The organism is Streptomyces sp. 3330 (assembly GCF_031456635.1).
Classification (GTDB): Bacteria; Actinomycetota; Actinomycetes; order Streptomycetales; family Streptomycetaceae; genus Streptomyces.
The window spans coordinates 198,171-211,625 of sequence record NZ_JAVDVA010000005.1 but is presented as its reverse complement, the minus strand read 5'-3'; the positions used below and the strand labels follow the sequence as shown (position 1 = coordinate 211,625).

The following is a 13,455-nucleotide window of genomic DNA, read 5'->3' as shown; positions in this document are numbered from 1 at the left end:
GAAGTCTTTCGGGCGGGCTCGGTGCGGGAGGTCAGCCGGCGAACCAGCGGACCGGGCGCGGCGCGAGGTTCTGGTAGATGTGCTTGGACTCGCGGTACTCGGCGAGCCCGGCGGGGCCGAGTTCGCGGCCCACCCCGCTCTTTCCGAAGCCGCCCCACTCCGCCTGCGGCAGGTAGGGGTGGAAGTCGTTGATCCAGACGGTGCCGTGCCGCAGCCGGCCGGCGACCCGGCGCGCCCGGCCCGCGTCGGCGGTCCAGACGGCGCCCGCGAGGCCGTACTCGGTGTCGTTGGCGAGGGCCACGGCCTCGTCCTCGGTGCGGAAGGTCTCGACGGTGAGGACCGGTCCGAAGACCTCCTCCCGCACGACCCGCATCTCGCGGTGGCAGCGGTCGAGGACGGTGGGCTCGTAGAAGTAGCCCGACTCAGGCCGCTGCGGGGCGGGTTCCGGGCGTCGGCCGCCGGACCGCAGCACCGCGCCCTCTTCGAGTGCGGAGGCGACGTAGGCCTCGGTCTTGGCGCGCTGCTGCTCGGAGACGAGCGGACCGCACTCGACGCCGTCCTCCGTGCCGCGGCCGAGCCGGATCCGCTCGGCCCTGCGGGCGAGTTCGGCGACGAACCGCTCCCGGACCGACTCCTCGACGATCAGCCGGGAGCCCGCCGAGCAGACCTGGCCGCTGTGGATGAAGGCGGCGTTGAGGGCCTGGTCGACGGCGGTGTCGAAGCCCTCGTCGGTGGCGCAGGCGTCGGCGAAGACCACGTTGGGGTTCTTGCCGCCGAGTTCGAGCGCGACCTTCTTCACGCTCGGGGCGGCCGCCTGGGCGACCTTCGTGCCGCTGACCAGGCCGCCGGTGAAGGAGACGAGGTCGACGTCGGGGTGCTCGGCGAGCCGGGCGCCGACCGTGTGCCCGGGCCCGGTGACGATGCCCGCGACCCCGGCGGGCAGTCCGGCCTCCAGGAGCAGGTCGATGAGCGCGATCGTCGTCATCGGGGTGATCTCGCTGGGCTTGACGACGAAGGTGTTGCCCGCGGCGAGCGCCGGGGCGATCTTCCAACTCGCCTGCAGCAGCGGGTAGTTCCAGGGCGTGATGAGCGCGCAGACGCCGACCGGCTCGTGCACGACGACGCTGTGGACCTCGGGCGAGCCCGCGTCCACCACCCGGCCCGGGGCCTCGGCGGCGACGAGTCCGGCGAAGTAGCGGAAGGCGTCGGCGACGCAGTCGATGTCGACGCGCCCTTCCTCGACGGTCTTTCCGGCGTCCCGGCTCTCCAGCAGGCCGAGCCGTTCGCGATCGCGCACGAGAAGATCGGCGACGCGGTGCAGCAGTGCGGCGCGTTCGGCGACGGGCGTGCGCGGCCATCCGCCCTCGTCGAAGGCGGTGCGGGCGGCGGCGACCGCGAGGTCGGTGTCCTTCTCGTCGCCCTCCGCGACCACCGCGAAGGGCCGGCCGTCCGCGGGGTCGAGAATCTCACGGGTCGCGCCGGAGACGGCTTCCAGCCACTCTCCACCCGCATGGATCGTCCGGTGGTCGCGCTGTTCCGGCTGTTCCGTCCTGTCGGCCATGATCGCTGTCGCCTTCCGTTCCTGTTCAGTCCCCCTGCGTCACCTGTGGGTCTGTGTCGGCGACGTGCGTCCACATGCCCCCAACCTCTCATTGCATGCGCAATGGTTGGCCGAAAGTGTGCTGCATCACTGACGTAATGGACATAAAGCGCCAAAACGTACGCGCGATCGCGGCCCGCGGATCCGGACGGACCATGGACGGGCCGGAAACCTTTGACTAAAGTCAAAGAACTATGGAGCCAGTGCAGACGGAGCCGGTGCGGGCGGAGCCGGTGCGGGCGGAGCTGGTACGGGCGGAGCCGGTGCCGACCGAGCGGGCCGAGCGGGCCGAGCAGGTTGAGCAGGCCGAGCAGGTCGAGGCGGAGCAGGTCGCGGCCTTCCGCCGTTTCAACCGCTACTTCACGCGCCGGATCGGCGCCCTGGACGACCACTACCTGGGCCAGGACCGCCCGCTGGGCGAGGCCCGGCTGCTGTTCGAGATCGGGGACGGTGTGTCCCTGCGCGCGCTGCGCGGCCGGCTCGGTCTGGACGCCGGGTATCTGAGCCGGATGGCGAAGGCCCTGGAGTCGCAGGGCATGGTCCGGATCAGCGTGCATCCCGAGGACAACCGGCTGCGGATGGTCGAGCTGACCCCGGCCGGACACGTCGAACTCACGGAACAGAACCGCCGCGCCGACGTACGCACGGCGGACCTGCTGAGCGGCCTCGGCGCGCGCCAACGCGCGGAACTGACCGAGGCGATGGCCACCGCGCGCCGCCTGCTGCGGCTGGCCGCCATCACCGTCGAGCGGGTCGACGGCGCCGCGCCGGACGCCCGCGCCTGCCTGGAGGCCTACGCCGCCGACCTCACCGCCCGCTTCGGCAGCTTCACCGCCTCCGATCTGGTCGGTCCCGAGGAGGTCTCCGCGCCGACCGGCGCCTTCTTCGTGGCGTACGAGGAGGGCCGGGCCGTGGGCTGCGGAGGGCTGCGCACCCTGGAACCCGGCGTGGGCGAGCTGAAGCACGTCTGGGTGCACCCGGACGCCCGCCGCCTCGGCCTGGCCCGGCGGCTCCTCGGCCACCTGGAGCGCGCGGCGGCGGAGCACGACCTGCGCCTGCTCCGCCTGGACACCAACGCGTCGCTCACCGAGGCACGGGCGATGTACCGGGCGTGCGGGTACCGCGAGATCCCGGCGTACGGCGACCACGTCTACGCCGACCACTGGTTCGAGAAGCGGCTCGACGCGTCAACGACCGCCGGGTGACCACCGGGCGACCAGGTCCCGCACCGCGCCGCGCAGCCAGGCGTGGGCCGGGTCGGCGTCGTGGCGCGGATGCCAGGCCATGCCCAGCCGGAGCGGGGGCAGGGGCAGCGGCACCTCGAAGGAGACCAGGCCGAGACTCCGCGCCAGCGGCAGCCCCCAGGCGGTGTTGAGGCCCACCAGGTCGGTGTCGCGGATGACGAACAGGGAGGAGGGCAGGGAACCGACGGCTCCCACCACCCGCCGCTCCAGACCGAGTTCGGCGAGCGCGGCGTCGACCGGCCCGTGCAGTCTGCCGCGCCGGGACACGATGATGTGGTCGGCCTCCCGCGCGTACCTTTCGGGCGTCAACTCGCCCTCCAGCAACGGGTGTCCGGCCCGGGCGACGCCCATCATGCGGTCCTCGTGAAGCGGTTCGCGATGCACCTCGGGGGCGGCCGTGTCGAGCACGCCCACCTCCAGGTCGGCGGTGCCCTCGCGCAGGAACGGCGCGTCGATGTGGCTCTCGCTCAGGAAGCGCAGCCGGATACCGGGGGCCTCGGCGGCGGCGCGGGCGTAGAGGGCCGGGCCGTGGGCGGCCGCGATGGCGTCGTGGCCGAGGATCGTGAAGGAGCGGGTCACCGTCCTCAGATCGGCGCCGTCGACCGGCGCGAACAGCGCCCGCGCCCGCTCCACGACCGCGCTCACCTCGGCCCGTACGGCGATCGCGCGGGGCGTCGGCACCATCCGCCGCCCGGCCCGCACCAGGACCGGATCGCCGAGCGCCTTGCGGATCCGGCCGAGGGTGCGGCTCATCGCCGGTTCCGAGAGGTGCAGGCGCCGGGCAGCGCCCTGCACGCTCTGTTCCTCCAGCAGCACGTCCAGCGCGACCAGCAGATTCAGGTCCAGCCCCGGGGAGCCGGTTCCCGATCTCCTCACGGATTGCGTCATACGCATTCGTCCCTTGCAAAGGTTGCACTGGAAAGCAGGTCGGAGGCGAGCCTACGGTGACAGGGCATCCCACCCCGACGAGCTCCCCGGGAGGAGCCGTGCCCTCGCACGCCCTGAAACGGTCCACCCTCCTCGCGCTGTGCGCCTGCGTGCTGGTCGCGCAGGGCATGGTCGCCGCGATCAACCTGCTCATCCCGCAACTGGCCTCCTCGTCCCTGCGTCCCTCGCACACCGAGATCCTGTGGACCGTCGACGCCTACGTCATCGCGTTCGCCGGCCTGCTCGTCCCGGCCGGTGCGCTCGGCGACCGCCACGGACGCAAGGGCGCCCTTCTCGCCGGCCTCGCCCTGTTCGCCGCGGGTGCCGCCACCAGCGCGTTCGCTCCCGGCCCGGCGGTGCTGATCGCGGGCCGGGGCATCTCCGGAGCGGGCGCGGCACTGATCACCCCGGCGACGATGTCGATCCTCGTCCACCTCGCCGGACCACGGCGCAGGGCCCAGGCGATGGCGTCCTGGACCCTCGCCATCGGCCTCGGCGGCCTGGCGGGCAACCTGGGCGGCGGTCTGGTCGGCCAGTTCCTGACCTGGCGGGCCCTCTTCGGGGCGATGGTGCCGCTGGCGGCCCTGCTGGCGCTCGCCGTGGCGCTGACCACCCCGCGCACCGACCGCTCCCCGCACGGCGACCTCGATCCGCTGGGCGCCCTGCTGCTGACCGCCGGGCTGGTGGCCGTCCTGTTCGGGATCATCGAGGGACCGGACCACGGCTGGGCGTCGTCGCGCATCCTGGGCTCGTTCGGTGCGGGAGCCCTCCTGGTCGCCGCCTTCACCCTGCGGGCCCTGCGCTCCCGCGCCCCCCTCTTCGACCCCCGCGTGTTCCGCTCGGCCGGTCTGCGCGCGACCGGCCTCGGCCTGATGACCGGCTTCTTCGGCCTGTTCGCCCTGTTCTTCGTCAACTCCCAGTACCTCCAGGAGGTGAAGGGCTACGGGCCCGCCGTCACCGGGATCGCCATCCTCCCGGTGATCACCGGGATGGCCGTCGTCCCCAGGCTCGCCGCCCGCTGGTCCGCGCACCCCCGCCCGGTCATCGGCGCCGGCCTCGCCCTGATCGGTCTGGGCCTGCTCGGCGTGTCCACCGCGGACGCCGGCACGCCCTACGCGCTCTACGCGTGCTGGCTGCTGGTCGTCTCGGCGGGCACGGGCCTGTCGATGCCCGCGCTCACCCTGGGCGTCGTCACCTCGCTCCCCCAGCACCAGGCGGGCCTCGGCTCCGGCCTCGGCACCTCCGCCCGTGAGATCGGCGCGGCCCTGGGCGTCGCGGTCACCGGCACCGTCCTGGCCGGTCACTCCGACTTCACAGGCGGCATGGGCCCGGCCCTGCGCACGGTCGCCGTGGTCGTCCTGGCCGCGACCGCCGTGGTCGTGACCGGCCTGCGGGGACCGGCCCGGCACGCCTCCCGCCCGACGCCGGAAGCCGCGACCCCCGCGAAGGAGCCGGTGGCCTGACCCGGCTCCGGCGCACGCCCGCCCCGGCGCGAGCACGGAACTGCGTCCCCGTGCGGGACGGCGAGGCCCCCGAGCGCGGCGCCCTCCTGGTCGACGCGGGGGTCCGGTCCGTCTTCGTCTCGTCGATCACCGTGCCGGCGTGGCCGAACCGGCGAGCGCGGAGGCGGAGTCGGACCAGGACCTGGCGGAGCGGGTCGTGGAGAGCCGGATGCGCTGGCCCCGGATGCGCTGACCCCGGACGCACTGGTCCCCGGGCGGCCGGGGCCGCCCGGGGACCGGGAGCAGTCAGACGGTCAGGAACCGACCGGCAGGGCTCAGATGAGGCCGAGCGCGCGGACCGCTTCACGCTCCTCCGCCAGTTCCTGCACCGACGCGTCGATACGGGCGCGGGAGAACTCGTTGATGTCCAGGCCCTGGACGATCTCGTACGAGCCGTCCTTGGTGGTGACCGGGAAGGAGGAGATCAGGCCCTCCGGGACGCCGTAGGAGCCGTCCGAGGGGATGCCCATGGAGGCCCAGTCGCCGTCGGCCGTGCCGTTGACCCAGGTGTGGACGTGGTCGATGGCCGCGTTGGCGGCGGAGGCGGCGGAGGACGCGCCGCGCGCCTCGATGATGGCCGCGCCGCGCTTGGCGACGGTCGGGATGAAGTCCTCGGCCAGCCACTTCTCGTCGTTCACGGTCTCGGCCGCGTTCTTGCCGGCGATCGTGGCGTGGAAGATGTCCGGGTACTGGGTCGCGGAGTGGTTGCCCCAGATGGTCAGCCGCTTGATGTCGGCGACCGTCGTGCCCGTCTTCTTCGCGAGCTGGGTCAGCGCGCGGTTGTGGTCGAGGCGGGTCATCGCGGTGAAGCGCTCGGCCGGTACGTCCGGGGCGGCGGCCTGGGCGATCAGGGCGTTGGTGTTGGCCGGGTTGCCGACGACCAGGACCTTGATGTCGTCCGCGGCGTGGTCGTTGATGGCCTTGCCCTGCGGCTTGAAGATGCCGCCGTTGGCCTCGAGGAGGTCACCGCGCTCCATGCCCTTGGTGCGCGGGCGGGCGCCGACCAGGAGGGCGACGTTGGCGCCGTCGAAGGCGACGTTCGGGTCGTCGCTGATGTCGATGCCCTGGAGCAGCGGGAACGCGCAGTCGTCGAGCTCCATGGCGGTGCCCTCGGCGGCCTTGAGGGCCGGGGTGATCTCCAGCAGGCGCAGCTTGACCGGCACGTCCGCGCCGAGCAGCTGGCCGGAGGCGATGCGGAAGAGCAGGGCGTAACCGATCTGGCCGGCCGCGCCGGTGACGGTGACGTTCACGGGAGTGCGGGTCATGGCGTTCTCCGTATGACAGCTGTCGGTGGGGCGTCCCTGCCCCTGGTGGGACGTACAAATGATCGATCTCTTGGTATCAAGAGATCCAACCAGCGGTCAGGCTATCGCGCCCGCGGGATCCCGGGCGGCCGGGGTTGTGTGGCCCGTCCCACAGAGGGGTCCCCGCTGTACGGCCGGAGCGGCCCCGGCCGGACGCGAAGCGGCGGCCGCCGGTCCGGGAGAGGTGGAACCGTGCGGCCGCCGTAGGGGGGACCGGGTCGTGCCGGGCTCCCGTGGGGGTTACGGTTCGCGTGCCCGGGAGGGAGGCCGGTATTCCTGCCGGCTCCGAGATTTTTCGCCGCCGGGCCGCCGGGGCCCGCCGACGCCGCTCATGTCACCCGTTCGGCCCGCGATCCGGTCCGGCCACCGGCCGTCTCAGGGCGTGCACCCCTGCTGCCCCGACGCCAGCACCGCGCAGGCCGTCGCCTCCGCCGCGCTCTTCACCGCCACCATCGGGGTGTACGCGATCGTGTCGCCGGGCGCCGTGATCGCGCCGGTCCGCCGCACCGACCCCACGGTCAGCCGCACCTCGTCGCCCTGAGCGGCCGGAGTGATCCGGCCCCAGACCGCCCCGCACGTGCTGCTGTAGCGGACCTCGACCAGGGCCGTCCCGACCGTCGCCGATGTCGCCGTCGTCGCGAGGTCGCCGCCGCACCCCGCCTCCTCCGCGTCCCGGCCCGTGCAGTCGGAGCCGGCGCACAGCACGCCGGAGGGCAGGGTGCTCGGCGCGGCCGGGGCGGGCGAGGAGGGCCCGGTGTTCCCCACCGCCTGCTTCGGGTCCCCTCCGTCGGTCAGGAGGAACGCGCCCACCGCGATCGTCACCACCCCCACGACCCCCGCGAGGAACAGCGTGGCCCGCCGCGGGCCGACGCCGTCGCCCGGCTCGCCGCCCGAGGGGCGCGGGATCGTCGGTGACACGCCCGCCGGCCCCGCGACGCCCGGGGTCACGGCGAGCCGGCCCACGTCGCTCTCGCGCACATCGGGCGGCGGCCCGAACTCCCCCAGCGCGGCCCGCGCCTGGGAGATCCGGACGGCCTCCATGGTTTGGTCGTGCCGCATCTCCGAGCGGCTCCAGGCCCGCTCGGCCAGTTCCCACAGGGTGGTGAGGTGGACGGGAGGCGTGCCGGTGACCTCGGCCAGCGCGACGACCGCGCCCTTGGGGGCGAGCAGCCGGCCGTCGAGATACCGCTCCCAGGACTTCTTGCCGTAGCCCGTGCGGTCGGCGACGGCCGCGACACTCAGCCCCGTGCGGTCCACGAGCCGCCGCAACTGCTCGGCGAACTCCCTCACCTGCGGGTCGAGTTCATCGGGCAAAGCCCTCCAGCGAGGCATCGAACCCCTCCCTCCGCCACATCCCCCGTCGGCCACGTTAGACCCGATGCCGAGACGATTCGGGACAGATACCCGAACTGTCAACGTATCGACACGACGAGCGCACATCCGCACGACGAGCGCACATCAGCCGAAGACGACCGCTCCCCCGACGGCGGTGCACAGCAGGGCCAGCAGAAGCAGGGCCGCGTACAGCAGCAGGTGTCCGGCGGGCCGGGACGGCGCCTCGGGAGCGGGCTCCTCCGGGCGGTCCCACCAGGGGACGGTCGGGTCGTCCCGGTACTCCTCGGCCGGGCTCTCCGGCTTCGGCCGCGGCCACGCCTCGACGGCCAGTTCCCAGCGCACCACGTGCCGTTCGGCGTCCGCGCCGACCAGACCCGCCACCCGGCACAGCGCGGCGACGGCCTGCCGGGGCGGCGGCTGGACGGCGTTGAGATAGCGCTGCCAGGACGACTTGCTGTACGCGGTGCGCGCGCCGAGCGAGGCCAGACTGAGGCCCGTGGCGTCCTTGAGCTGCCGCAACTGCTCGACGAAGTGCCGTACCTCCGACGGCAGCCCGTCCGGCAGCGGCTGCCAGGCGCCCATCCCGCCCACCTCTCCTTCGATCCGTTGAGGGGACGACGGGGGGCGGCCGGACGGTTCCCGGGGCGGGGGCCGCTGTGGCCGGGCGCGCACACCGTGGCGGAACGGTCACATCCGTGCCACAGCGCCCGGACAGCTGTTGAACAGGCAGGTCAGAAGGGGGGACCGTGGAACGCGTCGGCGGCCCGTCCTCCTCGGGGGATGAGGACGGGCCGCCGACGCGTCGCGCCCTGACGGGCCGGACCGGCTCGGTTCAGCTGCTGACCGTGAAGTGCAGGGTGTCCTTCAGGAAGGGGATCTGGAGCCACGGGTCGGGCTGCGCCATCAGCGCCAGCAGGACGATCGCGGCGCCCAGCACGGTGTACGTCACGATGTCGGTGAAGCGGGAGCGTACGGCGAGCATGCCGACCCCGGGCAGCAGCCAGCGCAGCACCGCGCCGACCAGCAGTCCGACGCCGATCAGGATCGTGCCGATCCGGAACACGTCGAGCGCCGTCACCAGCAGACCGAGCGCGACGATGCCCAGGACCACGATGATCGGCCACTGCCGGGCGGCCAGCGCGTCGCCGGGAGCGGCCCGGCCGCCGCCCTCGGGGCGCGCGGTGTCCCGGGTGAACAGCGGGAACCTGCGGGTGGTGCGGCGCGGTACCCCGTCGGCGTCGGGCGCGCTGACCGGGTCCCGCACCTCGATGCCGTCGACGCCCTCGGTGACGTCGTGGCCGCCACCGCCGTCGGCGCCGCCGGTGGTGGTTCCGGGGGTGCCGCCGGTCTCGTCGGTGTTCGCGGCCTTGTGGGTCGTTCCGTCAGCCGACACTGCGCTCCGCCGCCTCCACCACGTTGACGAGCAGCTGGGCGCGGGTCATCGGGCCCACCCCGCCGGGGTTCGGGGAGACCCAGCCGGCCACCTCGCGGACGTCCGGGTGGACGTCACCCACGATCTTCCCCTCCGCGCTGCGGGAGACGCCGACGTCCAGGACGGCCGCGCCCGGCTTGACGTCCTCGGCCCGGATCAGATGCGCGGAACCGGCCGCGGCGACGATGATGTCGGCCCGCTTCAGGTGCGCCGCGAGATCCCGGGTGCCGGTGTGGCACTGGGTCACCGTCGCGTTCTCGCTGCGCCGCGTCAGCAGCAGCGGCATCGGGCGGCCGATGGTGACCCCGCGGCCGACGACCACGACCTCGGCGCCCTTGATCTCGATGCCGTACGTGCGCAGCAGCGTGAGCACGCCGTTGGGGGTGCAGGGCAGCGGGGCGGGCTCGTTGAGGACGAGCCGGCCGAGGTTCATCGGGTGCAGGCCGTCGGCGTCCTTGGCCGGGTCCATGAGTTCCAGGATCCGGTTCTCGTCGATGCCCTTGGGCAGCGGGAGCTGGACGATGTAGCCGGTGCAGGCGGGGTCGTCGTTCAGCTCGCGGACGACCGCCTCGATCTCCTCCTGGGTGGCCGTGCCGGGCAGCTCGCGCTGGATGGAGGCGATGCCGACCTCGGCGCAGTCACGGTGCTTGCCCGCGACGTACTTCTGGCTGCCGGGGTCGGTGCCGACGAGGATCGTGCCGAGTCCGGGCGTCACGCCCTTCTCCCTCAGCGCCGCCACCCGGGCGGTCAGATCGGACTTGATCGCGGCTGCGGTGGCCTTGCCATCGAGAATCTGGGCGGTCATGGACCCATCCTCCCGGATGACGGCCCCCCGGTTCCAATCCGGATGAACCCGGTCACCGGCGAACCGGGTCCCGGCCGCGCCCCTCGCCGCCCCCGGCGGTTCCGTCCGACGCCGTTTCGGCCATGATCGGGAAGGTTGCACTTGCACAAAGCCTGCGGAATGCGGCTGGACAGGAGCACACCTGTCCAAGAACGATGGGTCTCCGCAGTATGCGGTCGGTGTTGGGGGGCAAACCGCTCATCTGAAGATGTTCCTCCGCGCACTCCGCGTCGTCCCCGCTTGTGCAACGGAGGAAAATCGCCATGAGCTTCGGCCCGCCCAACGACCCCTACGGTCAGCCGCAGAACCCCCAGCAGGGGCAGCCGGGTTACGGCTACCCCCAGCAGGGCCAGCCCGGTTACGGCCAGCAGGCGCCGCAGGGCGTCCCCCCGCAGGGGTACGGCCAGCCGCAGCAGCCGGGTTACCCCCAGCAGCCCGGCTACCCGCAGCAGCCCGGTTATCCGCAGCAGGGTTACGGCTACCCGCAGCAGCCCGGCTACGGCGGTCAGCCGCCGTACGCGAACTGGGGTCAGCGGTTCCTGGGCACTCTGGTCGACATGCTGGTGTTCGCGGTGCCCTACGCGCTCGTCATCATCGGCAAGGACACCCCGGCGCTGATGGCCATCGGCGCCGTCGCCCTGCTCGGCCTCGCGATCTGGCAGCTGATCCAGGAGGGCCGCACCGGCCAGACGGTCGGCAAGAAGGCCCTGGGCATCCGCCTGGTGCGGGAGATCGACGGGCAGCCGCTCGGCGTCGGCATGGCGTTCGTCCGCCGCCTGGCCCACTTCCTGGACAGCCTGGCGTGCTACCTCGGCTGGCTGTGGCCGGCCTGGGACGCCAAGAAGCAGACGTTCGCCGACAAGGTGTGCAGCTCGATCGTGATCCGCACGCACTGACGCACGCCCTGCCCCGTACGCTGCCCCACGCGCTGACGCAGGCGCCGCGGGTGAACGCACGTCGGCCCCGGTCGCCCTCCTGGTTCCAGGAGAGGCGACCGGGGCCGCGGCGCCGGTCGGGGAAGATCAGTGGAAGAAGTGGCGCGTCCCCGTGAAGTACATCGTCACGCCCGCCTTCTTCGCGGCCTCGACGACCAGCTCGTCACGGACCGAACCGCCGGGCTGCACCACGGCCTTGACGCCGGCCTCGACCAGGACCTCCAGCCCGTCCGGGAAGGGGAAGAACGCGTCGGAGGCCGCGTACGAGCCGCGCGCCCGCTCCTCACCGGCCCGCTCGACGGCCAGCTTCGCCGAGTCGACCCGGTTGACCTGCCCCATGCCGACGCCGACCGAGGCGCCGTCCTTGGCGAGCAGGATGGCGTTGGACTTGACGGCCCGGCAGGCCCGCCAGGCGAACGCCAGGTCGGCGAGCTCGGACGCGCCGAGCGCCTCGCCGGTCGCCAGCGTCCAGTTCGCCGGGTCGTCGCCGTCGGCCTGGAGCCGGTCGGTGACCTGGAGCAGCGCGCCGCCGCCGACGGGCTTGAGCTCGACGGCGCCCGCGGGGCCCTGGGGCGCCCTGAGCACCCGGATGTTCTTCTTCTTGGTGAGGGCCTCGAGCGCCCCCTCCTCGTAGTCGGGCGCGACGATGACCTCGGTGAAGATCTCGGCGACCTGCTCCGCCATCTCTTTGCTGACGGGCCGGTTGACGGCGATGACGCCGCCGAACGCCGACAGCGGGTCGCAGGCGTGCGCCTTGCGGTGCGCCTCGGCCACGTCCGCGCCGACGGCGATGCCGCACGGGTTGGCGTGCTTGATGATCGCGACGGCCGGCTCGGCGTGGTCGTACGCGGCACGGTGCGCGGCGTCCGTGTCCGTGTAGTTGTTGTACGACATCTCCTTGCCGTGCAGCTGCTCGGCCTCGGCGAGACCGCCACCGCTGCCGTCCACGTAGAGCGCGGCGGGCTGGTGCGGGTTCTCGCCGTAGCGCAGGGTGCTCTTGCGCTCCCAGGTGGCGCCGAGGAAGTCGGGGAACCGCGACTCGTCCACGGGCGCGTAGGAGGACGCGAACCAGGAGGCCACGGCCACGTCGTAGGCGGCGGTGTGCTGGAAGGCCTCGGCGGCGAGCCGCTTGCGGGCGGCCAGGTCGAAGCCGCCGGCCTGCACGGCCGCGAGGACGTCGGCGTACCGCGCCGGGCTGGTGACCACGGCCACCGACGGGTGGTTCTTCGCGGCGGCGCGCACCATGGACGGCCCGCCGATGTCGATCTGCTCGACGCACTCGTCCTCGGAGGCGCCGGAGGCGACGGTCTCCCGGAAGGGGTACAGGTTCACGACGACGAGGTCGAACGGCGCGACGCCCAGCTCGTCCAGCTGCTGCCGGTGGCTGTCGAGCCGCAGGTCGGCGAGGATGCCGGCGTGGACCTTGGGGTGCAGGGTCTTGACCCGGCCGTCCAGGCACTCGGGGAAGCCGGTGAGCTCCTCGACCTTGGTGACGGGGACGCCGGCGGCGGCGATACGGGAGGCGGTGGAACCGGTGGAGACGAGCTCGACGCCGCTCTCGTGCAGCCCGCGCGCGAGCTCTTCCAGACCGGTCTTGTCGTAGACGCTGACGAGCGCGCGACGGATGCCCCGCTTGCTGCTCTCTGCCGTGACAGTGCTGTCGGCGGTCACTGGATAACTACCTTTCGTCCCTCAATGCGATAGCCGTTGCGGGCGAGCCGCCCCACGACCTCGACGAGCAGCCTTCGCTCGACTTCCTTGATGCGCTCGTGCAGAGCGCTCTCGTCGTCCTCGTCCCGGACCTCGACCACGCCCTGGGCGATGATCGGTCCGGTGTCGACGCCGTCGTCGACGAAGTGGACGGTGCAGCCGGTGACCCGGGCGCCGTACGCGAGCGCGTCCCGCACGCCGTGGGCTCCGGGAAAGCTGGGCAGCAGGGCCGGGTGCGTGTTGACGAACCGCCCCCCGAACCGCGCCAGGAATTCCTTGCCCACGATCTTCATGAACCCGGCGGAGACGACGAGGTCCGGCTCGTGGGCGGCCACCGCCTCGGCGAGGGCGGCGTCCCACTCCTGCCGGCTCCCGTAGTCCTTGACCTTCCGCACGAAGGTGGGGATCCCGGCGCGCTCGGCCCGGGCGAGCCCCTCGACACCCTCCCGGTCGGCTCCTACGGCCACGATCTCGGCGCCGTAGGCGTCGACGCCGGCGTCCGCGATGGCGTCGAGGAGGGCCTGGAGGTTCGTACCGGATCCGGAGACCAGCACGACGAGGCGCTTGGCCACGGGCTTGGCGGCCACAGTGGGGCCCTTTCTCGGGGAAGCGTTTGCACGGC

The 13,455-nt window shown here is 73.0% G+C and carries 12 protein-coding genes; 3 read left to right on the top strand and 9 right to left on the bottom strand.

Going from position 1 to position 13,455, the window contains the following annotated elements:
- Nucleotides 1-31 precede the first annotated feature (31 nt).
- On the bottom strand, nucleotides 32-1,561 hold the full coding sequence (locus J2X68_RS11095) for an aldehyde dehydrogenase family protein (RefSeq protein WP_310432288.1): 1,530 nt from the start codon (nucleotides 1,559-1,561) through the stop codon (nucleotides 32-34).
- A 233-nt stretch (nucleotides 1,562-1,794) separates the two neighbouring features.
- On the opposite strand from J2X68_RS11095, the gene J2X68_RS11090 reads away from it, so the two are divergent.
- Nucleotides 1,795-2,805, top strand: coding sequence for a helix-turn-helix domain-containing GNAT family N-acetyltransferase (locus J2X68_RS11090; RefSeq protein ID WP_310432287.1), 1,011 nt, complete (start codon nucleotides 1,795-1,797; stop codon nucleotides 2,803-2,805).
- Here J2X68_RS11090 and J2X68_RS11085 read toward each other — a convergent pair.
- Nucleotides 2,788-3,732 carry a LysR family transcriptional regulator gene (locus J2X68_RS11085; protein ID WP_399039703.1) on the bottom strand — a complete coding sequence of 315 codons (945 nt, stop codon included), beginning with the start codon at nucleotides 3,730-3,732 and terminating at the stop codon, nucleotides 2,788-2,790. The two genes, J2X68_RS11090 and J2X68_RS11085, sit on opposite strands and share 18 nt — an antisense overlap.
- A 98-nt stretch (nucleotides 3,733-3,830) precedes the next feature.
- Here J2X68_RS11085 and J2X68_RS11080 point away from each other — a divergent pair, with 98 nt between their 5' ends.
- Nucleotides 3,831-5,234: an MFS transporter gene (locus J2X68_RS11080; RefSeq protein ID WP_310432285.1), complete on the top strand. Its 1,404-nt coding sequence runs from the start codon at nucleotides 3,831-3,833 to the stop codon at nucleotides 5,232-5,234.
- A gap of 314 nt (nucleotides 5,235-5,548) precedes the next feature.
- On the opposite strand, the gene J2X68_RS11075 is transcribed toward J2X68_RS11080, so the two are convergent.
- The 5 genes from J2X68_RS11075 to J2X68_RS11055 form a co-directional block, all read right to left on the bottom strand.
- Nucleotides 5,549-6,538 carry a malate dehydrogenase gene (locus J2X68_RS11075; protein WP_310432284.1) on the bottom strand — a complete coding sequence of 330 codons (990 nt, stop codon included), beginning with the start codon at nucleotides 6,536-6,538 and terminating at the stop codon, nucleotides 5,549-5,551.
- A gap of 414 nt (nucleotides 6,539-6,952) precedes the next feature.
- Nucleotides 6,953-7,909, bottom strand: a complete 957-nt coding sequence (locus tag J2X68_RS11070; protein ID WP_310432283.1) for a helix-turn-helix domain-containing protein — start codon at nucleotides 7,907-7,909, stop codon at nucleotides 6,953-6,955.
- 126 nt (nucleotides 7,910-8,035) lie between these two features.
- On the bottom strand, nucleotides 8,036-8,494 hold the full coding sequence (locus J2X68_RS11065) for a helix-turn-helix transcriptional regulator (protein WP_310432282.1): 459 nt from the start codon (nucleotides 8,492-8,494) through the stop codon (nucleotides 8,036-8,038).
- Between the two features lie 250 nt (nucleotides 8,495-8,744).
- Nucleotides 8,745-9,305 carry a DUF3017 domain-containing protein gene (locus tag J2X68_RS11060; protein ID WP_399039701.1) on the bottom strand — a complete coding sequence of 187 codons (561 nt, stop codon included), beginning with the start codon at nucleotides 9,303-9,305 and terminating at the stop codon, nucleotides 8,745-8,747.
- Entirely contained in the window at nucleotides 9,295-10,149 is an 855-nt protein-coding gene (locus tag J2X68_RS11055) for a bifunctional methylenetetrahydrofolate dehydrogenase/methenyltetrahydrofolate cyclohydrolase (RefSeq protein WP_310432281.1), read from the bottom strand. The genes J2X68_RS11060 and J2X68_RS11055 overlap by 11 nt, the downstream gene beginning before the upstream one ends.
- Nucleotides 10,150-10,451: 302 nt before the next feature.
- Between J2X68_RS11055 and J2X68_RS11050 the strand changes: the two genes are divergently transcribed.
- On the top strand, nucleotides 10,452-11,084 hold the full coding sequence (locus tag J2X68_RS11050) for an RDD family protein (RefSeq protein ID WP_310432280.1): 633 nt from the start codon (nucleotides 10,452-10,454) through the stop codon (nucleotides 11,082-11,084).
- Between the two features lie 126 nt (nucleotides 11,085-11,210).
- On the opposite strand, the gene purH is transcribed toward J2X68_RS11050, so the two are convergent.
- The gene (gene purH, locus J2X68_RS11045) at nucleotides 11,211-12,794 is read right to left on the bottom strand and encodes a bifunctional phosphoribosylaminoimidazolecarboxamide formyltransferase/IMP cyclohydrolase (RefSeq protein WP_310432279.1); all 1,584 of its coding nucleotides are present in this window, start codon (nucleotides 12,792-12,794) and stop codon (nucleotides 11,211-11,213) included.
- A complete protein-coding gene (gene purN / locus J2X68_RS11040) occupies nucleotides 12,791-13,420 on the bottom strand; it encodes a phosphoribosylglycinamide formyltransferase (RefSeq protein WP_310432278.1) in 630 nt (209 codons plus the stop codon). Before purN ends, purH begins: the two co-directional genes overlap by 4 nt.
- Nucleotides 13,421-13,455 lie beyond the last annotated feature (35 nt).

What these genes read in the sequence shown, in the direction of transcription:
- J2X68_RS11095 (WP_310432288.1), bottom strand. Translation starts at nt 1,561, where the DNA reads ATGGCCGACAGGACGGAACAGCCGGAACAGCGCGACCACCGGACGATC.
- J2X68_RS11075 (WP_310432284.1), bottom strand. Translation starts at nt 6,538, where the DNA reads ATGACCCGCACTCCCGTGAACGTCACCGTCACCGGCGCGGCCGGCCAG.
- J2X68_RS11090 (WP_310432287.1), top strand. Translation starts at nt 1,795, where the DNA reads ATGGAGCCAGTGCAGACGGAGCCGGTGCGGGCGGAGCCGGTGCGGGCG.
- J2X68_RS11050 (WP_310432280.1), top strand. Translation starts at nt 10,452, where the DNA reads ATGAGCTTCGGCCCGCCCAACGACCCCTACGGTCAGCCGCAGAACCCC.
- J2X68_RS11065 (WP_310432282.1), bottom strand. Translation starts at nt 8,494, where the DNA reads ATGGGCGCCTGGCAGCCGCTGCCGGACGGGCTGCCGTCGGAGGTACGG.
- J2X68_RS11070 (WP_310432283.1), bottom strand. Translation starts at nt 7,909, where the DNA reads ATGCCTCGCTGGAGGGCTTTGCCCGATGAACTCGACCCGCAGGTGAGG.
- J2X68_RS11085 (WP_399039703.1), bottom strand. Translation starts at nt 3,732, where the DNA reads ATGACGCAATCCGTGAGGAGATCGGGAACCGGCTCCCCGGGGCTGGAC.
- J2X68_RS11055 (WP_310432281.1), bottom strand. Translation starts at nt 10,149, where the DNA reads ATGACCGCCCAGATTCTCGATGGCAAGGCCACCGCAGCCGCGATCAAG.